The 19,180-nt window shown below is 68.8% G+C and carries 19 protein-coding genes and 1 pseudogene; 12 read left to right on the top strand and 8 right to left on the bottom strand.

The window, feature by feature from the left end; all coding sequences use genetic code 11:
* Positions 1 to 8: 8 nt before the first annotated feature.
* Positions 9 to 824, bottom strand: a complete 816-nt coding sequence (locus tag I7X18_RS26345) for a DUF2470 domain-containing protein (protein ID WP_193045814.1) — start codon at positions 822 to 824, stop codon at positions 9 to 11.
* A 104-nt stretch (positions 825 to 928) separates the two neighbouring features.
* Between I7X18_RS26345 and pheA the strand changes: the two genes are divergently transcribed.
* Together pheA and I7X18_RS26335 are read left to right on the top strand one after the other, a co-directional pair.
* Complete coding sequence (pheA, locus tag I7X18_RS26340; protein ID WP_193045815.1) at positions 929 to 1,855, top strand: prephenate dehydratase; 927 nt, start codon at positions 929 to 931, stop codon at positions 1,853 to 1,855.
* Complete coding sequence (locus tag I7X18_RS26335; RefSeq protein WP_193045816.1) at positions 1,852 to 2,538, top strand: histidine phosphatase family protein; 687 nt, start codon at positions 1,852 to 1,854, stop codon at positions 2,536 to 2,538. Before pheA ends, I7X18_RS26335 begins: the two co-directional genes overlap by 4 nt.
* 7 nt (positions 2,539 to 2,545) lie before the next feature.
* Here the strand turns inward: I7X18_RS26335 and I7X18_RS26330 are convergent, their stop codons facing one another.
* Genes I7X18_RS26330 through I7X18_RS26320 form a run of 3 tightly spaced genes read right to left on the bottom strand, consistent with a single transcriptional unit; the run spans position 2,546 to position 4,520 of the window.
* Positions 2,546 to 2,749: a hypothetical protein gene (locus I7X18_RS26330; RefSeq protein ID WP_193045817.1), complete on the bottom strand. Its 204-nt coding sequence runs from the start codon at positions 2,747 to 2,749 to the stop codon at positions 2,546 to 2,548.
* Positions 2,750 to 2,794: 45 nt separating this feature from the next.
* Entirely contained in the window at positions 2,795 to 3,145 is a 351-nt protein-coding gene (locus I7X18_RS26325; RefSeq protein WP_193045818.1) for a metallopeptidase family protein, read from the bottom strand.
* Positions 3,146 to 3,149: 4 nt separating this feature from the next.
* Entirely contained in the window at positions 3,150 to 4,520 is a 1,371-nt protein-coding gene (locus I7X18_RS26320; RefSeq protein ID WP_193045819.1) for a septum formation family protein, read from the bottom strand.
* 137 nt (positions 4,521 to 4,657) lie between these two features.
* Between I7X18_RS26320 and I7X18_RS26315 the strand changes: the two are divergent.
* From I7X18_RS26315 to I7X18_RS26295, 5 genes and pseudogenes are all read left to right on the top strand, one after another.
* Positions 4,658 to 4,825 (top strand): annotated as a pseudogene (locus I7X18_RS26315) (ankyrin repeat domain-containing protein); the annotation flags it as partial.
* A 10-nt stretch (positions 4,826 to 4,835) separates the two neighbouring features.
* The gene (gene serS / locus I7X18_RS26310; protein ID WP_193045820.1) at positions 4,836 to 6,089 is read left to right on the top strand and encodes a serine--tRNA ligase; all 1,254 of its coding nucleotides are present in this window, start codon (positions 4,836 to 4,838) and stop codon (positions 6,087 to 6,089) included.
* On the top strand, positions 6,086 to 6,892 hold the full coding sequence (locus I7X18_RS26305; protein ID WP_193045821.1) for a DUF5718 family protein: 807 nt from the start codon (positions 6,086 to 6,088) through the stop codon (positions 6,890 to 6,892). The genes serS and I7X18_RS26305 overlap by 4 nt, the downstream gene beginning before the upstream one ends.
* 40 nt (positions 6,893 to 6,932) lie before the next feature.
* Positions 6,933 to 8,081: a zinc-dependent alcohol dehydrogenase gene (locus tag I7X18_RS26300; protein ID WP_193045933.1), complete on the top strand. Its 1,149-nt coding sequence runs from the start codon at positions 6,933 to 6,935 to the stop codon at positions 8,079 to 8,081.
* Positions 8,082 to 8,089: 8 nt separating this feature from the next.
* Positions 8,090 to 8,692, top strand: coding sequence for a hypothetical protein (locus I7X18_RS26295; protein WP_193045822.1), 603 nt, complete (start codon positions 8,090 to 8,092; stop codon positions 8,690 to 8,692).
* Here the strand turns inward: I7X18_RS26295 and I7X18_RS26290 are convergent.
* Positions 8,653 to 8,985: a hypothetical protein gene (locus tag I7X18_RS26290; protein ID WP_193045823.1), complete on the bottom strand. Its 333-nt coding sequence runs from the start codon at positions 8,983 to 8,985 to the stop codon at positions 8,653 to 8,655. The two genes, I7X18_RS26295 and I7X18_RS26290, sit on opposite strands and share 40 nt — an antisense overlap.
* Complete coding sequence (locus I7X18_RS26285) at positions 8,982 to 10,532, bottom strand: Rieske 2Fe-2S domain-containing protein (protein ID WP_193045824.1); 1,551 nt, start codon at positions 10,530 to 10,532, stop codon at positions 8,982 to 8,984. The genes I7X18_RS26290 and I7X18_RS26285 overlap by 4 nt, the downstream gene beginning before the upstream one ends.
* A gap of 139 nt (positions 10,533 to 10,671) precedes the next feature.
* Here I7X18_RS26285 and I7X18_RS26280 point away from each other — a divergent pair, with 139 nt between their 5' ends.
* From I7X18_RS26280 to I7X18_RS26270, 3 genes are read left to right on the top strand one after another with little or no spacing between them, the layout of a single operon-like run.
* On the top strand, positions 10,672 to 11,448 hold the full coding sequence (locus tag I7X18_RS26280; RefSeq protein WP_193045825.1) for a lysophospholipid acyltransferase family protein: 777 nt from the start codon (positions 10,672 to 10,674) through the stop codon (positions 11,446 to 11,448).
* Positions 11,449 to 11,453: 5 nt separating this feature from the next.
* Positions 11,454 to 12,209 (top strand): lysophospholipid acyltransferase family protein, encoded by a 756-nt coding sequence (locus I7X18_RS26275; protein WP_193045826.1) that lies wholly within the window; start codon positions 11,454 to 11,456, stop codon positions 12,207 to 12,209.
* A gap of 10 nt (positions 12,210 to 12,219) precedes the next feature.
* Positions 12,220 to 13,035, top strand: a complete 816-nt coding sequence (locus I7X18_RS26270) for an HAD family hydrolase (RefSeq protein WP_193045827.1) — start codon at positions 12,220 to 12,222, stop codon at positions 13,033 to 13,035.
* 67 nt (positions 13,036 to 13,102) lie between these two features.
* On the opposite strand, the gene I7X18_RS26265 is transcribed toward I7X18_RS26270, so the two are convergent.
* Together I7X18_RS26265 and I7X18_RS26260 are read right to left on the bottom strand one after the other, a co-directional pair.
* The gene (locus I7X18_RS26265) at positions 13,103 to 14,728 is read right to left on the bottom strand and encodes an N-acetylmuramoyl-L-alanine amidase (RefSeq protein WP_193045828.1); all 1,626 of its coding nucleotides are present in this window, start codon (positions 14,726 to 14,728) and stop codon (positions 13,103 to 13,105) included.
* A 129-nt stretch (positions 14,729 to 14,857) separates the two neighbouring features.
* Positions 14,858 to 15,751, bottom strand: coding sequence for a hypothetical protein (locus I7X18_RS26260; protein ID WP_193045829.1), 894 nt, complete (start codon positions 15,749 to 15,751; stop codon positions 14,858 to 14,860).
* A gap of 246 nt (positions 15,752 to 15,997) precedes the next feature.
* On the opposite strand from I7X18_RS26260, the gene glf reads away from it, so the two are divergent.
* On the top strand, positions 15,998 to 17,236 hold the full coding sequence (gene glf / locus I7X18_RS26255; protein ID WP_193045830.1) for a UDP-galactopyranose mutase: 1,239 nt from the start codon (positions 15,998 to 16,000) through the stop codon (positions 17,234 to 17,236).
* Positions 17,233 to 19,179, top strand: coding sequence for a glycosyltransferase (locus I7X18_RS26250; protein WP_193045831.1), 1,947 nt, complete (start codon positions 17,233 to 17,235; stop codon positions 19,177 to 19,179). Before glf ends, I7X18_RS26250 begins: the two co-directional genes overlap by 4 nt.
* Position 19,180: the final 1 nt, after the last annotated feature.

Raw genomic sequence — 19,180 nt, 5'->3', positions numbered from 1 at the left:
CCCCAACGCTAGCGCCCGCGCCGCGCCTGCAGACCGTTGAGGAACGGGCAGCCCATCAGCACCCGGATGGCCTGGCTGAGGCCGGTCACGTCGTCGACGGGTTTGGGGAACGGCAGGCGCACGTCGTGATCGCCGTCGGTGTCCTCGACACGCAACTGAACGCCGTAGCGGTCCAGGCCCAGGGGGCGAACCCGGCCGCGGCGCATGGCGGCGGGCAGCCGGTTGGCCAACCGGTCGACGACCTCCTGGTGCGCCGACTCCATGTGCTGCAGCCAGCAGGACTCCATCGCGCAGAACGGATCGGGCCGGGCTGCCAGCAGTGCGCTCAGGCCCACCGACTCCGCGCCGGTGGCGTCGGCCACCACCACGGACTCGATCTCCAGCCGCATCAGCGCGTAACGCGGGTGATCGCCGGAATTGACCTGCAGCAGAGCGGGATTGGGGTCGGCGCTGGCAACCAGGTCGAGTAGCGCCGACACGTCGTCGCTCGGCACGGTGTGCACGCGTCCGCGGATCCACACCAGGGAACGCACCGGTTCCCGCAGCGGCAGCGGCGCATAGTCGGTCATCTCCAGCACTGCCTGTACGCCCGCGGCTCCTGAGGAGGCGACCATCGTCGAGAGAGCGGCGGCGACGGGGACGGTGATCGCGAACGACCCGTCGTCGAGGAGGTGGTGCACCGGGGTGCTGACCGGGTCGACGCCCTCTACCGCGAGCATCGCACCGCCGCCGCGGGCGCATGCGCTGCGGATCCGCTCGGCCGTGGAGGGTCCAGTCGGTGCCGTCGTCGTCGCCGGTCTGGTCGTCGGAGGAGTCTTGGCCATCGCGCTGCCTTCCGGTTAGTGAGGTAAGCCTTACTTAACTACGGATGGCGGGGTGGCGCAAGGCTTTGCCCCGGGCCGTCCCGGACAGCGGATAGGGTTGCGACGTGCCGCGCATCACCTATCTCGGCCCCCAGGGGACGTTCACCGAGTCGGCGTTGCAGCAGATGGTGTCGGGGGGCCTGGTGCCCGGCGGGGACGCGGTGACCCCCGTGCCGACCGACAGCACCCCCGCCGGACTCGAGGCCGTCCGGTCCGGGGCGGCCGACTACGCGTGCGTGCCGATCGAGAACTCGATCGAGGGTTCGGTGCTGCCCACCCTCGACAGCCTCGCGGTCGGCGTGCCCCTGCAGATCGTCGCCGAACTGACCCTGGACGTGTCCTTCAGCATCGTGGTGCGGCCCGACCACCAGGGTGACGTCACGACCGTCGCGGCGTTCCCGGTGGCCGCCGCCCAGGTGCGCCGCTGGCTCACCGAGCACCTGCCCGCCGCGCAGCTCATCCCCGCGCACTCGAACGCCGCCGCGGCCGCCGACGTCGCAGCCGGACGTGCCGATGCGGGCGTCAGCACGGCGCTGGCTGCCCACCACTACGGCCTGCGCAGCCTCGCCGCGGGCGTGGTCGACGAGCCGAATGCCCGCACCCGGTTCGTCCTCGTGGGCCGGCCTGCCCCACCCCCGGCCCGCACCGGAGCCGACCGCACCTCGGTCGCCCTGCGGCTGCCGAACATCCCTGGCGCGCTCGTCGCCGCGATGACCGAGCTGTCGATCCGGGACATCGATCTGACCCGCATCGAGTCCCGGCCCACCCGCACCGAACTGGGCACCTACGTGTTCTTCCTCGACTGGGTCGGCCACATCGACGACGATGCCGTCGCCGAGGCACTCAAAGCGCTGCACAGTCGTTGTGCCGATGTGCGATATCTGGGTTCCTGGCCGACCGGGACGGCCGCCGGCGCGCCACCGCCGCGCAGCGACGAGGCGACACGCTGGCTTTCACGACTGCGCGAAGGACTGCCGGAGGACGACCGGTGAGCGGCAGGCTGGTGCTGGTGCGCCACGGGCAGTCGCACGCCAACGTCGAACGGCGGCTCGATACCCGCCCGCCCGGCGCGGCCCTGACCGACCTCGGACGTGAACAGGCCGGCACGTTCGCGCGCGGACTGACCCGCTCGCCCGGGCTGCTCGCCCACTCGCTGGCGCGGCGTGCCGCCGAAACCGCCGCCGAGATCGCCGCCGCCACGGCGCTCGAACCGCATGAATTCGACGGCCTGCACGAGGTGCAGGTCGGTGAGCTCGAGAACCGCAGCGACGACGAGGCCATCACCCGGTTCGAGTCGGTCTACCAGCGCTGGCACCAGGGTGAGCTCGCCGTGCCGATGCCCGGCGGGGAGACCGGTGACGAGGTGCTCGACCGCTACGTGCCGGTGCTGACCCAACTGCGGATCCGCTACCTCGACGACGACGCCTGGGGGGACGACATCGTGGTGGTCAGCCACGGCGCGGCGATCCGGTTGGTGTCGGCGGTGCTGGCGGGTGTGGAGGGGACCTTCGCACTGGACCACCACCTCGCGAACACCGAATCGGTGGTGCTGGCCCCGGTCACCGACGGCCGGTGGAGCTGTGTGCAGTGGGGCGCGCGCCTACCACCGTTCTATCCCGAGCCCGATGCCGACCCGGTGCACGATGCACTGGAGTCGGTGGACCCGATGGGCTGAACTCAGATCACCGCGCGGCCGGCCGACCGGCCGCACCGGCCGACCGGCCGCACCGGCAGCCCACCGCCTCGCAGTCGATGCTGAAGGTGTGCACCACCTCGGGGGTGGTGCAGTCGTCCTCGGTGCATTCGATGCGGTGGCGGGCGTGGTGGATGACAGTGCCGTGGCAGTGTTCCAGCCCGGCCCCGCACTCCCGGCACTGGATGGTCATGGCCCGTTCATAGCACTGCCGGCCGACAAATCGGGGATGCCGCGCTCAGGCCCAGCCGAGTTCGTGCAGCCGGTGGTCGTCGATGCCGAAGTGGTGTGCGATCTCGTGGATCACGGTGATCGCCACCTCGTCCACCACGTCCTCGTCGCTGTCGCAGATGTCGAGCAGCGCGTCGCGGTAGATCGTGATGGTGTCGGGCAGTGCGCCCGCGTAGGTGTGGTCGCGCTCCGTGAGCGCAATGCCCTCGTAGAGGCCGAGCAGGTCGGGTTCGTCGGGGTGCCGCTTCTCGACGAGCACCACCACGTTGTCGATCGCGGCGGCCAGCTTGGGCGGGACGAGGTCGAGCGCATCGGAGACCAGTTCGTCGAACCGCTGCGCGCTCATCCGTACGGGCACGCGGTTACGGTCCCGGCGGAGGCGGAACCGGTTCGACCGGCAACGGCGCGGGTGCCGGCGGAGGCGGGGCCGGTGCGGGCGGCGGCGCCACCTCGGGAGCCGGCGGCGGCGGCGGACCGTTGAGGAAGGTGTTGCCGTCCCCGGACGGCGGCGCGTCGGTGGGCGGGGCCGGGGTCGGCTCCGTCGAGGCCTGCGGACCGTGCTGGGTCTGGCTCTGGTCGGTCTGGCTCTGATCGCTCTGGCTCTGATCGCTCTGGCTCTGGCTGTAATCCGGCTCGGTCTGGGAGGACGTGTCCTCGGCGTCGGGAAACGGGATCGGCGGCAGGCTCAGCCGCTCCTCGGGGATGTCCGGCGGCGGGACCGGGGGCTGCCCGTTGATCTGGAGCGGGCCCTTGGCGCTGTTGAGCAGCGTCGACCAGCCGCCGTTGCCCAGCGTCGCGCCGATGCTGCACGACACCTGATGGCTGCCCGCCGCCCAGCTCGGCAGCGAGATCGTGCTGTAGATCAACGTCAGCGTGGTGTTGCGGAGCTGGATCGGCGCGAGGTAGGCATCCGTCATCCGGGTGCACGCGTCCTTGATGTAGCCGTCCTGCTCGGGTTCGGGCGGCAACCCGCCGGGGAACTTCTCCGCGAGGTTGACCGCTCCGGTGACCTCCATGGCGTGCGGGGCGGCACAGTCGACCGGGATGTCGGTGGGCTGGTTGGTGGTCGGGTCGATGCCGAGGCAGGTGCCCACGGGCCACACCTTGGACTGGTCGATCTCGGCGACCTTGCCGGTGAACGCCAACTGCTGGTTGTTGGCGCCCGGCAGCTGCAGGCCGCACAGCATGCGCCGCTCGCCGGCCTGGCGCCACGCCTTGTCCCCGGACCACATCATGCTGATGGTGAAGCGGCTGTTCGGGTCGAAGCGCTGGCCGAGGTAGCGGCGGACGGCTGCCTGGCACTGCTCCTGGCTGATCTGCTGGATGCGGGCCGGAGACGGCGGCGCCGCATCGGGGCCGTACTCGCTGCCCGGGAACGTGCGCATGTCTACCGATTCGGCGACCTCGAACCGGTGCTCGTCCTTGCAGTCTACGATCTGCGCGCCGTCGGGGTTACGTTCCGGCCAGTTCAGGCAGTCACCGCTCTTGGCGTGGTTGAACGTGTCGTTCCCGCGGGGGCCGAGCGTGATCGCGCTCGCGCTCAGACCGGGGCCGTTGACGCCCTCGCCCGACGGCAGGGCGGTGACGAGTCCGGCTATGAGAAGCCCGCCGAGTGCGGTCAGCAGCAGGGCGCGCCGCGTCGACGTGGCGTGCAGGCTGTGCCACCACGGCGTCCGGACGCGCGGGTCGCCCGCCGGGCGGTCGCGTTCTGGTGCCTCCAACATCCGCTCCATTGTGACAGGCGTGTCAGGTGCTGTGACAAGTGATGCAGTTGTAACGTTATGTGGTCGTGCCGCCCGGCTGGCCCCACGCGCAGAATTCGAGGGTGTGACCGGCCCGGATGACGCTCTGGATGACGCCAACGACCAGGCAGACCCCGCTCGCCGGTGCGGTGTTCAAGGGGCAGGACGACGTGGTGCGCGGGTTGCTCGAGGCGGGCGCCGATCCGGGGGCCGGCACACCGAATGCGATCGAGGCCGCCCGGGTGTTCGGCCAGACCGGCTACCTCGAAATGTTCGGAGCGGCCGGACAAAAGTAGGGTTGCGGCCGTGATCGACCTCAAACTGCTGCGCGAGAACCCCGACGCCGTGCGCACCTCCCAACGGGCCCGCGGTGAGGATCCCGCGCTCGTCGACGCCCTGCTCGAGGCGGACACGGCGCGGCGTGCCGCGGTGTCGGCCGCCGACAATCTGCGGGCCGAACAGAAGGCGGCCAGTAAGAAGGTCGGCAAGGCCTCGCCGGAGGAGCGGCCCGCGCTGCTGGCCCAGGCGAAAGACCTCGCCGAGCAGGTCAGGGCCGCCGAGGCCGCCCAGGGCGACGCCGAACGCACCTTCACCGCCGCGCACATGGCGATCTCAAACGTCGTCATCGACGGGGTGCCGGCCGGCGGCGAGGACTGCTTCGCGGTGCTCGACGTCGTCGGCGAGCCACCGACGATCGACGCTCCGAAGGACCACCTCGAACTCGGTGAGTCGCTCGGGCTGATCGACATGGAACGCGGTGCGAAGGTCGCCGGCTCGCGCTTCTACTTCCTGACCGGCCGGGGCGCACTACTGCAATTGGGTCTCATGCAGCTCGCGGTGCGGCTGGCCACCGACAACGGGTTCACCCTCGTCATCCCGCCGGTGCTGGTCCGCCCCGAGGTGATGGCGGGCACCGGCTTCCTCGGCGCACACGCCGACGAGGTGTACCGCCTGGAATCCGACGACATGTACCTGGTCGGCACCTCGGAGGTGCCGCTGGCCGGCTACCACTCCGACGAGATCCTGGACCTGTCCGCGGGCCCGCGCCGCTACGCCGGGTGGTCGACGTGTTTCCGCAGGGAGGCCGGCAGCTACGGCAAGGACACCCGCGGCATCATCCGCGTGCACCAGTTCGACAAGGTCGAGGGCTTCATCTACTGCAAGCCCGACGACGCCGAGGCCGAACACGAGCGCCTGCTCGGCTGGCAGCGCGAGATGCTCGCCCAGATCGAGGTGCCCTACCGCGTGATCGACGTCGCCGCGGGCGATCTCGGTTCGTCGGCGGCCCGCAAGTTCGACTGCGAGGCGTGGGTGCCGACGCAGCAGACCTACCGCGAGCTGACCTCCACATCGAACTGCACGACGTTCCAGGCCCGGCGGCTGTCCACCCGCTACCGCGACGAGAACGGCAAACCACAGATCGCCGCCACCCTCAACGGCACGCTGGCCACCACCCGCTGGATGGTCGCGATTCTGGAGAATCACCAGCAGCCCGACGGCAGCGTGCGGGTGCCCGCGGCCCTGGTGCCGTTCGTCGGGACCGAGGTGCTCGAACCGTGATCGATCTCGCGCTGGACGACATGCGCTCGTGGTTCGGGTTCGGCGTCGCGGGCAACTTCGCCGGACACCTCGAACAGGCGGGTGAGGCAGCCGATTTCGTCAACGTCAGCTCCGAAGGAGCAGCGCCCAAGGGGATCTTCCCGTGGTACGCACCCGGCGTCGACGGACTGCTGGGCGAGTTCCCGCTGTCGCACGATCGGATCGTGTTGCCCGACAGCGACGAGCCGTTGAATCTGCAGATCGAACCCGAGGTCGGGCTGGCGTGCCGGGTGGTGTGGGACGGTGACACCGTCGTCCGGCTCGACCCGTTCGCGCTCGGCGCGTTCAACGACTGCTCGATCCGCCGACCAGGGGCCGCCAAGATCAGCCACAAGAAGAACTGGGGCGCACACTCCAAAGGGGTGGCCGCGCAGTTCTTCGGGATCTCCGACCTGACACCGGACGGACCGACCGCGACGCTGCGGCTGGTGTGCTTCCTTCGCGACCGCGACGGCCAGGAGCATGCCTACGGCATGGACAGCCCGCTGCTCGGCTACTCGTACTACGGCGAGGTCCTGCTGGACTGGGTGACCGAACGCCTGGCCCACCAGAAGGGTTCGCCCGACACCCCGCTCGAGGATGTCGGCGCGCTGATGGTCGCCGCAGGGCACCCTGAGCACGTGCTGATCGGAATCGGGGCGACGCGCTACACCGAACTGGGGGAGTCGACGTTCCTGCAGCCCGGCGACGAGGCCATCGTGCGGGTCTACGACACCGAGTCCGATGACGCCTCCGAACTGCGGCAGACCGTCGTCACCCGCTAACCCGCGTTTCGACGTACCGCGGCTGGGTATGGGCACGGTCATGCGTGCCATGGTCTACCGGGGTCCCTACAAGATTCGAGTCGAGGAGAAGCCGCCGCCCGTCATCGAGCATCCCAACGATGCGATCGTGCGGGTGGAGCTCGCCGCGATCTGCGGTTCGGATCTGCACCTCTACCACGGCATGATGCCCGACACCCGGGTCGGGATGACGTTCGGGCACGAATTCATCGGTGTGGTCCACGAAGTCGGCCCCTCGGTACAGAACCTCAAACCCGGCGACCGGGTGATGGTGCCGTTCAACATCTACTGCGGATCGTGCTACTTCTGTGCGCGCGGCTTGTACTCCAACTGCCACAACGTGAATCCGAACGCGACGGCGGTCGGCGGCATCTACGGCTACTCGCACACCTGCGGCGGATACGACGGCGGACAGGCGGAATTCGTCCGCGTGCCGTTCGCCGATGTGGGCCCTTCGCTGATCCCGGACACCATCTCCGACGAGGATGCGCTGATGTGCACCGACGCGCTGGCGACGGGGTACTTCGGCGCGCAACTCGGCGACATCGTCGAGGGTGACGTGGTCGCGGTGTTCGGAGCGGGCCCGGTGGGCCTGTTCGCCGCCCAGTCCGCGTGGCTGATGGGCGCCGGCCGGGTCATCGTCATCGACCATCTGGAGTACCGGCTGGAGAAGGCCCGTTCCTTCGCGCACGCCGAGACCTACAACTTCGCCGAGTACGACGACATCGTCGTCGAGATGAAGAAGGCCACCGGCCATCTCGGCGCCGACGTCGTCATCGACGCGGTGGGTGCGGAGGCAGACGGCAACTTCGTACAGCACGTGACGTCGGCGAAACTCAAACTGCAGGGCGGCTCACCCATCGCGTTGAACTGGGCGATCGACTCGGTGCGCAAGGGCGGGACCATTTCGGTGATGGGTGCCTACGGGCCGATGTTCAGCGCGGTCAAGTTCGGCGACGCGATGAACAAAGGGCTGACCCTGCGGATGAACCAGTGTCCCGCCAAACGGCAGTGGCCGCGGTTGTTCTCCCACATCGAGAACGGCTACCTCAAGCCGAGTGAGATTGTGACGCACCGGATTCCGCTCGAGCACATCGCGGAGGGATACCACATCTTCTCCGCCAAGCTCGACAACTGCATCAAGCCCATCATCGTGCCCAGCGCAGCGTGAGGACTGACATGACCTACACCGCAGACCATCCACCCGTCCCGTCGTCCGACGAACTGCGCGCCCGCATCCCCGGCTGGGGTGCCGATCTCGACCCCGCCGACCGGCCGTCGGTGCCCAAGTTGAAGTTCCTCGAGACCGGCGCGCACTGGGAGTTCCCTGAACGGCAGCCGCAGAAGTGGCCGCGGGAGCGCTCGATCGAACACGGAATGCTCACCCCGGTGTTCGGCACGTCGGCCCCGCCGCGGGGCCTGTCGGGGGCGATCCGCAAGTACTCCTATGCCAAACACAGTGAGGCCAAGGCCGCGCACTGGCTGCTGCTGCTCCTCGCCGACCGGGTGGACGCCGTCGAGCATCACCTGCAGTCGTTCGCGAGCCTGCATCCGGACAACCCGTTCACCGAGACGGGGGTCAAGGCCGAGTTCACCCACAACGGGCTGGCGGCCCGCACGAACACGAAACGTGTTGACCGCAACCATATCTGGATGGACCCGATCATCGTGGCAGGTCCGTGGGTGGCGTCGGCGCTGCTGGGTGTCCGCGGGGTCCGCAAGATCGCCGGACGCGTCCGGAGTCAGCGGTCGAGCAGTTCGTCGAGCATCGTGGTGAACTGAGCGGGGTCGGCCGGAGTGAACGCCGGCCGCCACCGGTTGTCGGTGACCTCGAGGGTGACCAGTGTCGACTTGAGCGGGCGCCGGACGTCGAGCGGTAACCACCGCCGCAGATCCGAACTGCCCCACAAGCGGTAGCGGTGCATGAGGTTCAGCGGCGTCGTGGTGTACCCACGGACCTGCCGAAGCGGGATGACCTTCGAGGTGCCCGACGGAAAGTGATAGCGCCGCAACGTGATCGCATACTTGTCGAGCTGGATCAGCCCGTCGTCGTAGTACTGGCGCGGTGCGGTCACGACGGTCCGGTCCGCAGCTCGTGACCCTTGGTCGTCAGGCAGCGGCCGCTCTCCAGATTCCACTGCCAGCCGTGCAGATTGCAGGTCAGCGTGTTGCCTTCGACGACACCGAACTTCGAGAGGTCGGCCTTGAGGTGGGGGCAGCGCCGCTGGAAATCGTATCCGCCCATGGTGATCGACGCCGAATCGTCGTGCGCTTCGGCGAACCAGCCGTCGGCGTACGCGACGCGTTCGTCGGTCAGGCATTTGAAGAATGTGTACAGGTACTCGTTGTAGCCACCGACCCGCCACGCGCGGAACCGGGTGGACAGGAAGATGGTGTTCACCCAGTCCGGTTCGCCGTCGCGCAGCACCGTGCGCACCAGTTCCGGCGGGATCTCGAACCCGTAGCGGAACTTCTCGTCGGGAATAGGTTCACGCACAACACGTTTCGGGAAGTCGACGACAATCGTCTCCGGACCGATGCGCAGTTCGACGGGATATCCGATGCCGTCGCAGATCTGATCGCTCTGCACCATGATCGGCTCGAACCTGTCGCGCAGCGGTTCGAGCAGCGATTCGCCCGCCGGCGGCGCCCAGGACGCCTTCTCGGCGGCCAGCACCGGCGCCATCCGCTGCGCGAAGGCCTCGATGTAGTCGGCCTTGCCGGTGGTGAAGATGGCCTCGACCTCGTCGTCGGGCAGCGGGTGTGTCAGCGAATCCAGTTGCGACCCGGTGAAATCCGCCGCCGATCCCGGGATCATCAGCAGGCCGCCGTCGTGGCCGTGCCTGCGCATCTGGTCCAGGAACACCATCTGGTCGGGGAAGATGTTCGACGGGTCGCCGTGATCGTCGTTGAGGTCGCGCAGTTCGGGGTCCAGGAAGCACGGCGGGCCGGCGGACGGGATCACCCAGGTGGCGCCGACCTGTGCGATGTACTGGCGGCACCGGTCCATCTGACGCTGCCGCTTCTGCGTGCCGAAGGCCTCCTTGGCGCGGGCGGGCATGTCGTAGACCATCGGGTACCAGATCGCACCCGAGTACTGCAGCATGTGGACGTCGATCCGGCCGAAGTCGGCGGCCAGCACATCGAGGTCGACCGGCCGCGCGTCGTTCATGTTGAACGCGACGGTCTCACCGTCGTCGACCACCAGCCCGGAGTCCCCGATGGGGCCGTCGGCCGGCGCCCGCAGCGCGATGATCATCACGTCGAGGTCGCCCTTGGGGCCGCTGACGCGGTGTTTGACCGAGGTCGTGGTCTCGAAGAACCGGTGGAAGCCCAGTTTCTCCAGTTCGCGGCGCAGGTCGGGCACCGGGTAGTCGGGCAGCAGCACGACGGCGTCCTTGTTGACGTGCTCACTCAGGTTCTTCGGATCGAAGTGGTCCTTGTGCAGGTGCGAGACGTAGAGGTAGTCGACGTCGCCGAGGGCGTCCCAGTCGAGCTGGGTGTTGTCCGGGAACGGGAACCACGAGGCGAAGTAGGCCGGATTGACCCACGGATCACAGAGGATGCTCCCCGCCTTGGTGTCGATCCGGAAGCCGGCGTGTCCAACGCTGGTGACCTGCACATTTTCCTTCCTGCGCGCCGCTTCGCCCGCCTGACGTCGCGGGTCCAGTCTAAGGGGCGCGACAGGTGCGGGCGGCCTGCCGCGGCGGGTGGTGTACCGCTCACCCCGCCGCTGAGGTGCGGCCCATTACGCTGGCTGTGTGGAACCGGTATACGGAACAGTCATCCAGATCGCGCGCCTGGCATGGCGCCTGCAGGGTTTGACGTTCACCGTCACCGGCGTGGAGAACCTGCCGAAGACCGGGGGAGCGGTCATCGCGATCAACCACACCAGCTACTTCGACTTCACCTTCGCCGGTTTGCCGGCCTACCGGCAGGGGTTGGGCCGCAAGGTCCGCTTCATGGCGAAGAAGGAAGTGTTCGACCACAAGATCACCGGGCCGGTCATGCGCAGCCTGCGCCACATCGAGGTGGACCGCGACAGCGGTGCGTCCTCGTTCGAGCAGGCGTGCCGGGCGCTGACCGACGGCGAGCTGGTCGGGGTGTATCCGGAGGCGACCATCAGCCGCAGCTTCGAGATCAAGGAATTCAAATCAGGGGCGGCGCGGATGGCCATCGCCGCGCAGGTGCCGATCGTGCCGCACATCGTGTGGGGTGCGCAGCGGATCTGGACCAAGGGACACCCCAAGAAGCTGCTGCGCCCGAAGGTGCCGATCTCGGTGGCCGTCGGCGAGCCGATCGAACCCACGCTGCCCGCACCGGAGTTGACGGCTCTGCTGCACCACCGCATGCAGCATCTGCTCGACCGGGTGCAGGACTCCTACGGCCCGCACCCGCCGGGCGAGTTCTGGGTGCCGCACCGGCTGGGCGGCGCGGCGCCGACGCTGGCGGAGGCCAACCGGATGGACATGGAGGAAGCGGCGCAGAAGGCGGCGCGCCGCGCCGAGCGGTCCGGGCCCGCCGGGGCGCTGGAGTAGCGCCTATGGAGCCGGTCTTTCGCACGCTGGAGATTGCCGCGGTGGCGGTGACCAGGGCCGCCGGGACACGGATCACCTATGACGGACTGGACAACATCCCGGCTCGCGGCGGGGCGGTCGTCGCCATCAACCACACCGGCTACCTCGACTTCCTGCCCGCCGCTCTCGCGGTGAAGCACCGCGGGCGGCGCATGCGATTCATGATCAAGGCAGAGATGGAGCGGGTCACGATCGTCGGCTATCTGATCAGGCACACCGGCACCATCGCGGTCGACCGGCGCGCGGGCGCGGGGGCTTACGCCGTCGCCGTTGCGTCGCTGCGCGCCGGTGAACTCGTCGGCGTGTACCCCGAGGCGACCATCAGCCGCAGCTTCGAACTCAAGGAGTTCAAGACCGGCGCGGCGCGCATGGGGATCGAGGCCGAGGTGCCGATCGTGCCGTTGATCGTCTGGGGTGCGCACCGTGTCTGGACCAAGGACCATCCACATGCGCTGGGCCGCAAGAAGATCCCGGTCAATGTGGTGGTAGGTGCGCCGATTCCGTCGGACGGGCCTGCGGTCGAACTGACCGCCAGGCTGCGGGAGGCGATGGGTGCGCTGCTGGACCGGGCGCAAGCGGACTACCCCCGGCCGGCGGGCCGGCACTGGGTACCGCGCAGGCTGGGCGGAAGCGCACCGACCCTCGAGGAGGCCGGCCGACTCGACGAGGCGGAGCTGGCAGAGCGCGCCCGGAGGCGGGCAGAAGGCAGGCGTACGAGATGACGTCCCGAATATGACATTGCCCGCGATGATCGCCACCGACGTGGACGGCACGCTGCTCGACGATGACGAGAAGGTCTCGCCCCGCACACGCGCGGCCGTCCATGCCGCCGTCGACGCCGGGGTGCACTTCGTGCTCGCGACCGGGCGCCCGCCCCGCTGGGTGGGGCCGGTGGTCGACGGCCTCGGGCTGGCGCCGATGGCGGTGTGCGCCAACGGCGCCGTCATCTACGACTCGGCCACCGACCGCATCCTGTCGGCCCGCACCCTGTCGATCGACGCGCTTCGCCAACTGGCCGACATCGCAGGCCGGGTGATCCCCGGTGCAGGTCTGGCCGTCGAGCGGGTCGGCCGCTCCGCCCACGACGCGGCGACCCCGCAGTTCGTCAGCTCACCCGGTTACGAGCACGCCTGGCTCAACCCCGACAACACCGAGGTGTCCTTCGACGATCTGCTGAGCGCCCCCGCGGTCAAACTGCTCATCCGCAAATCGGGGGCGAGCAGCGCCGAGATGGCCGCCGAACTGGCCAAGCACATCACCGTCGAGGGCGACATCACGTACTCGACGAACAACGGGCTGATCGAGATCATGCCGTCGGGCATCAGCAAGGCCAGCGGTATCCGGCAGCTCGCGGTGCCCCTCGGTCTGGAGGCCGGCGACGTGGTGGCCTTCGGGGACATGCCCAACGACATCCCGATGCTGCGCTGGGCCGGCCTCGGCGTGGCGATGGGCAATGCGCATCCGGAGGCGGTGTCGGCCGCCGACGAGGTCACCACCCGAAACAGCGACGACGGTGTCGCGCGCGTGCTCGAACGCTGGTGGCTGTAAACCGACGAAGGTTTGATCATCGGACTCCTCAACGCGGCTCGTGCCTCGCCGCTTGATCGTCGTCCGATTACGGGTTGATCGGTGCGGTGAAGCGTTCCAGCTGCACCGGCGGGGTGTGCGACGACGCGGGCGGAAGTTCGAGCGGGACGCCGTCGATCACGCGCGTGACGGCGCCCTTCTCGCGGTCGAAGTTCAATGTGCCGTGCTGGAAGTTCTGCTTGATCCACAGCGGTTCGTGGATCTCGCCGCTGGTGGGCAATCCGAGGGCGCCGCGTTCGAAACCGAGCGATCCCCACGCGTCGTAGATGGCGCCCGTCACGGGTGCGGCACCGCTCTCCGGTGACCAGTACATCGCGCCGCGCTCGAAGCGGACGTATTTCGTCGCGCCCGCCCCGGCGGCCTCGGGGGAGGTGGGTGCGCCCAGCGCGCTGGTCATCGCGCCCATCTTGACCCACCGGTCGAAAATGGCGCCCCCGCGCAGGGTTTCGGCGAGATCCTCCGGTCCGGGGGGTGCGTTGAACCGGGCGGCGATGGCCCGCAGGTCTCCCATCGCGGCGTATGCGGCGTTGCCCGGACATTCGGTGTTGCCGACGTCGCGGTGGGTGAAGATGCTGGGCAGCGTGGGCATTGCGCCCCGCGGGAAGTGGGTGAACGACCCGCCGGCCGACGTCATCACCGCGGTGCCCATCGGGTTGACATGGTCGAGACCCAGCCGCCAGCCCAAAAGCCTTCCGGTGGTGCGCAATTGGATCGGAGTGGGCGGCTCCACCTCGAAGTTGCCCATCATCGCCACACCCCAGGTGTCGGTGTTGAACCCGCCGGTGTGTGAGCCCTCGACCGGCCGGTCCATCCCGCCCGCGCGGCCTTCGAAGACCTGGCCGTACCTGTCGATCAGGGCGTTGTAGCCCAGGTCGCACCAGCCCAGCGTGCGGGTGTGGTACTCGTAGATCGACCGGATCATCCCGGCGGAATCCTCTGGCGCGTAGGCGTTGCTGCCCGCGGTGTGGTGCACCACGCCGGCGCGGACGGCGTGGTCGTAGCGAGGCTCGCCGCACCGCATGGATTCGTCGGCGCCCCACTGCGTGCGGGTGATGATGCGCGGCGGTACGCCGGGGGCCAGCATCGCGTTGGGCAGCGGTGCGGTGTCCACCGGCGCCTGTGGCGGGCTGATCAGCACGGCGTTGATGTTCTGTGCGAAGGGTTGCTCGACGGTGGCGGGCACGTATCCCAGGCCTTGTCCTGCGGGTTGGCCTTGGGGTTCGACGGGCGCGGCCGGGGTGGGTGCGGCGTCGGCCGGCCTGGTCACGGCGATCTGCACGGTGGTGGTGCGCCCGACGAACACCGGGTCGGTGCCGCGCCGCGCGGCGGTCTCCTCGCCGACACCTTCGAGTGGTTCGGCCTCATACCACGGGCCCCAGGAACCGTCGTCCTTCTTCGCGCGCACCCGTGCGGAGGTTCCGGTGAGGTCGTCGGCGGTCAGCGCCACCATGGAGAACGGGGTGTCCTGGTGGAGTTCGCGGATGGTCTCGCCGCCGCCGAGTCCGGGGAGTGCCTGTTCGACCAGCGTCGGGGCGTCGGGCGTTGCGGATCGGTCGTCGCCACCGGGCAGCCCGTCGATCGCCAGCGGCAGCAGCACGACCGTCGCCGCGATCGCGGTGAAGAAGAGTGACGGCGCAGGTCGGCGGGACAGCACGGACTGATGTTACGTATGTGTCAGTTGTTACTGATGTTTCGACACGGCGGAAACCGGCAACAAATCACAACTGCAACGGCACCGCAGAGCCATCGTCGGCTTCTGCGGTGCCGTTTCGGTGCAGGACTGCTACATACCCGGGGCGGGCGGGGGCGGCGGGAGCGGCGCACCCGCAGGCGGCGTCGCCGATTTGATCGCCCCGGTGATTGCGGGGACGAGGACACCTTTGAGCAGGTCGATGGCCTGGCCGGCGCCGAGCTGGTTGGCGGCGCTCGACAGATCGCCGAGCAACCCGGTGCTGGCGGGAGCGGTGGGCATCGTCGCCATCAGCGGATCGCCCAGGATCGGATAGGTGCCCAGCGCCGGATCCGTCGCCAGCGGCGCCGAGATCGGCACCTCACCCGGCATCGGCAGTGCGCCGGTGGAGATCGGGGTCAGCGTCGGGTCGAGACCGGTGAGCCCCGGGGTCGTCAATCCGGGGGTGGTCAGCCCGGGCACCGCGCCCGTCGGGCTGGTCAGGGCGGGATTCGTGAGCGCGGGGTTGGTCAGACCCACGTCGGTGAGTCCCGGCGCGGTCGCGGTCACGGGCGGCACGCTGACGCCCGGCGTGGTCAGACCGGGCGTCGTCAGGCCGGGTGTCGTGAGCCCGGGTGTGGTCAGTCCGGGGGTGGTCAGACCGGGCGTGGTCAGGCCTGGCGTGGTCAGGCCGGGTGTCGTGAGCCCCGGCGAGGTGAGGCCCGGAGTGGCCAGCCCCGGCGTGGTCAGCGTCGTCGAGGTCGGCGGCGCGCCGGCCAGCGTCGTCGGCAGGTTGATGCCGAAGGAGGAAAGGCCCTGCGACAGCGCGGACATCAGCTCGCTGGGCAGGTCGGTGACCATGGCGGCCTGGACGAATTCTCGGTGCTGAGGCGCATCGGTGGACCCGGAGAGCTGGGTCACGGCCACGGCTGCAACTGGACTTGCGACGGCCAGGGCGGCGAACGCGCTCATGGCTGTCGAGGCCTTGCTGCGACGTCGGTTCGGCACGGAAGTCTCCTCAATACATGGACTACATGTGGTTATCGCTCGTAGGGCTTATCGGTGTCGACGCGTCGAACTCCCTCTCTCGAGCGCCCGCGCCGACGTGACTGATGCTACTGGCGTGACTCGTGTGACTAGAGTGACGATGCTGAATTGTGAGCGAATTGCGACCTGGACCCGCTGACCGCTTGCGGCGCCCGGCGGGGGCAGCATGTCGGGAATGACGGCCGCGGTCGGATACCCTGGCTGCCGATGAGCTCCCCTGTTTCCCCGGTCGCTCCGCTCCAGCCCTCCGGAGCCTCCTACGACCTCGTCGTCGTCGGCTCCGGCTTCTTCGGCCTCACGATCGCCGAGCGGGTGGCGACCCAGTTGGACAAGCGGGTCCTCGTCATCGAGCGACGGCCGCACATCGGCGGCAACGCCTACTCCGAACCCGAGCCGCAGACCGGTATCGAGGTGCACCGATACGGCGCCCACCTGTTCCACACCTCCAACCAGCGGGTGTGGGACTACGTGCGGCAGTTCACCGACTTCACCGGCTACCAGCACCGGGTGTTCGCGCTGTACAACGGCCAGGCCTACCAGTTCCCGATGGGCCTGGGCCTGGTGAGTCAGTTCTTCGGCCGCTACTTCACCCCGGACGAGGCCCGCGCGCTGATCGCCGAGCAGTCCGCCGAGATCGACACCGACGACGCGCAGAACCTCGAGGAGAAGGCCATCTCACTGATCGGCCGCCCGCTCTACGAGGCGTTCGTCAAGCACTACACCGCCAAGCAGTGGCAGACCGACCCCAAGGAACTGCCCGCCTCCACGATCAACCGGCTCCCGGTCCGCTACACCTTCGACAACCGCTACTTCAACGACACCTACGAGGGTCTGCCCGTCGACGGGTACACGAAGTGGCTGGAGAACATGGCCGCCGACGACCGTATCGAGGTCAGGCTGGACACCGACTGGTTCGACGTGCGTGAGGACCTGCGCGCCGCGAACCCCGACGCCCCGGTGATCTACACCGGCCCGGTGGACCGTTACTTCGACTACGACGAGGGCCGGCTCGGCTGGCGCACCCTCGATTTCGAGCTCGAGGTGCTCGACACCGGTGATTTCCAGGGCACCCCCGTCATGAACTACAACGACGCCGACGTGCCCTACACGCGCATCCACGAGTTCCGGCACTTCCACCCCGAGCGGGCCTACCCCACGGACAAGACCGTGATCATGCGCGAGTTCTCCCGGTTCGCCGACGAGGACGACGAGCCCTACTATCCGATCAACACCGAGTCCGACCGCGCGCTGCTGGCCGCCTACCGGGCCAAGGCCAAGGCCGAGACGGCGTCGGCCAAGGTCCTCTTCGGCGGGCGACTGGGCACCTACCAGTACCTCGACATGCACATGGCCATCGCGAGCGCGCTGAACATGTACGACAACACCCTGGCGCCGCACCTGCGCGACGGTGCGCCCCTGACCCAGAGCGAGAGCAACACCACATGAGTGAGATCCCGACCGGTGCACTGGCCGCCGGCGAATCCCGCGCCGTCAGCCTGCTGTCACGCGTGATCCTGCCGCGGCCCGGCGAACCCCTCGACGTCCGCAAGCTCTATATAGAGGAATCCGACACCAACGCCCGGCGCGCACACGCCCCGACGCGCACCACCCTCGAGATCGGCGCCGAGTCCGAGGTGTCGTTCGCCACCTACTTCAACGCGTTCCCGGCCAGCTACTGGCGGCGCTGGTCGACGCTGGACACGGTGGTGCTGCGCGTCGAACTCGTGGGCAGCGCCCGCGTCGACGTGTACCGCACCAAGGCCACCGGCGCCCGCATCACCGTCGGCGGCAACGAGGTGTCGGGCACCGAAGCCGCTCCCGGCATCGTCGAATTCGAGGTCGACCTCGCGCCGTTCGAGGACGGCGGCTGGATCTGGTTCGACATCACCACCGACTCCGAGGTCGCCGTCCGCAGCGCCGGCTGGTACGCCAACTTCCCCGCACCGGGCCGCGCGAACATCGCGGTCGGGATCCCGACCTTCAACCGGCCCGCCGACTGCGTCAGCGCGCTCGCCGCGCTCACCTCCGATCCGCTGGTCGACGAGGTGATCGGTGCGGTGATCGTCTCCGATCAGGGCACCAGCAAGGCCAAGGACCATCCCGGTTTCGAGGCCGCCGCGGCCGCACTGGGCAACCGGCTGTCCATCCACAATCAGCCCAACCTCGGCGGTTCCGGCGGCTACAGCCGGGTGATGTACGAGGCGCTGAAGAACACCGACTGCGAACAGATCCTGTTCATGGACGACGACATCCGCGTCGAACCGGACTCGATCCTGCGGGCGCTGGCGATGAACCGGTTCGCCAAGCACCCCACGCTGGTCGGCGGTCAGATGCTCAACCTGCAGGAGCCGTCACACCTGCACATCATGGCCGAGGTCGTCGACCAGGAGAACTTCATGTGGACCGCGGCGCCCGACGCCGAGTACGACCACGACTTCGCCAAGTACCCGCTGTCCGACGACGAGGAGCGCAGCAAGCTGCTGCACCGCCGCATCGACGCCGACTACAACGGCTGGTGGATGTGCATGATCCCCCGGCAGGTCGCCGAGGAGCTCGGCCAGCCGCTGCCGCTGTTCATCAAGTGGGACGACGCCGACTACGGGCTGCGGGCCGCCGAGCACGGCTACGGCACCGTCACGCTGCCCGGCGCCGCGATCTGGCACATGGCGTGGAGCGACAAGGACGACGCCATCGACTGGCAGGCCTACTTCCACCTGCGCAACCGGCTGGTGGTGTCCGCCATGCACTGGGACGGCAAGGTCGGCGGGCTACTCGCCTCGTCGGTCAAGGCGACGCTGAAACACCTTCTGTGCCTTGAGTATTCGACGGTCGCCATCCAGACCAAGGCGATGGCCGACTTCCTCGCGGGCCCTGAGCACATCTTCTCCATCCTGGAGTCCGCGCTGCCCGAGGTGCGCAAGATGCGTGAGCAGTTCCCGGACGCCGTCGTACTGCCCGGTGCGACCGCGCTGCCGGCGCCGTCGGGCAAGGTGCGGCGCAAGACCCGCATCCCCACCAACAAGCCCGCCATCGCGCTGCGACTGGCCCGCGGGGTGGCCCATCAACTCACCCGGGAGAACCCGGCGCACCACGAACGGCCCCAGCTCAACGTCGCCACCCAGGACGCCCGCTGGTTCCTGCTGTGCAAGGTCGACGGTGTCACGGTGACCACCGCCGACGGCCGCGGCGTGGTGTACCGGCAGCGCGACCGCGACAAGATGTTCGCGCTGCTGCGGGCGTCGTTGCGCCAGCATGTGCGGCTGGCCCGCAAGTTCAACCGGATGCGGCGCGTGTACCGCGAGGCGCTTCCGGTGCTGACGAGCAAGCAGAAGTGGGAGACGGTGCTGCTCTCCCCCCACGAAGTGCTGTCCTCCCCAGAAAAGCGATGAG

The organism is Mycolicibacterium baixiangningiae (genome assembly GCF_016313185.1).
GTDB lineage: Bacteria > Actinomycetota > Actinomycetes > Mycobacteriales > Mycobacteriaceae > Mycobacterium > Mycobacterium baixiangningiae.
The sequence above is the reverse complement of the archived record's forward strand: the minus strand, read 5'-3'. Positions and strand labels throughout refer to the sequence as shown.

Bases quoted from the DNA above. Each gene is read 5' to 3' on its own strand.
- I7X18_RS26295 (WP_193045822.1), top strand. From the start codon at position 8,090: ATGACCTACACCGCAGACCATCCACCCGTCCCGTCGTCCGACGAACTG.
- I7X18_RS26330 (WP_193045817.1), bottom strand. From the start codon at position 2,749: ATGACCATCCAGTGCCGGGAGTGCGGGGCCGGGCTGGAACACTGCCAC.
- glf (WP_193045830.1), top strand. From the start codon at position 15,998: ATGAGCTCCCCTGTTTCCCCGGTCGCTCCGCTCCAGCCCTCCGGAGCC.
- I7X18_RS26320 (WP_193045819.1), bottom strand. From the start codon at position 4,520: ATGGAGCGGATGTTGGAGGCACCAGAACGCGACCGCCCGGCGGGCGAC.
- I7X18_RS26275 (WP_193045826.1), top strand. From the start codon at position 11,454: ATGGAGCCGGTCTTTCGCACGCTGGAGATTGCCGCGGTGGCGGTGACC.
- I7X18_RS26270 (WP_193045827.1), top strand. From the start codon at position 12,220: ATGACATTGCCCGCGATGATCGCCACCGACGTGGACGGCACGCTGCTC.
- I7X18_RS26250 (WP_193045831.1), top strand. From the start codon at position 17,233: ATGAGTGAGATCCCGACCGGTGCACTGGCCGCCGGCGAATCCCGCGCC.
- I7X18_RS26300 (WP_193045933.1), top strand. From the start codon at position 6,933: ATGCGTGCCATGGTCTACCGGGGTCCCTACAAGATTCGAGTCGAGGAG.
- I7X18_RS26345 (WP_193045814.1), bottom strand. From the start codon at position 824: ATGGCCAAGACTCCTCCGACGACCAGACCGGCGACGACGACGGCACCG.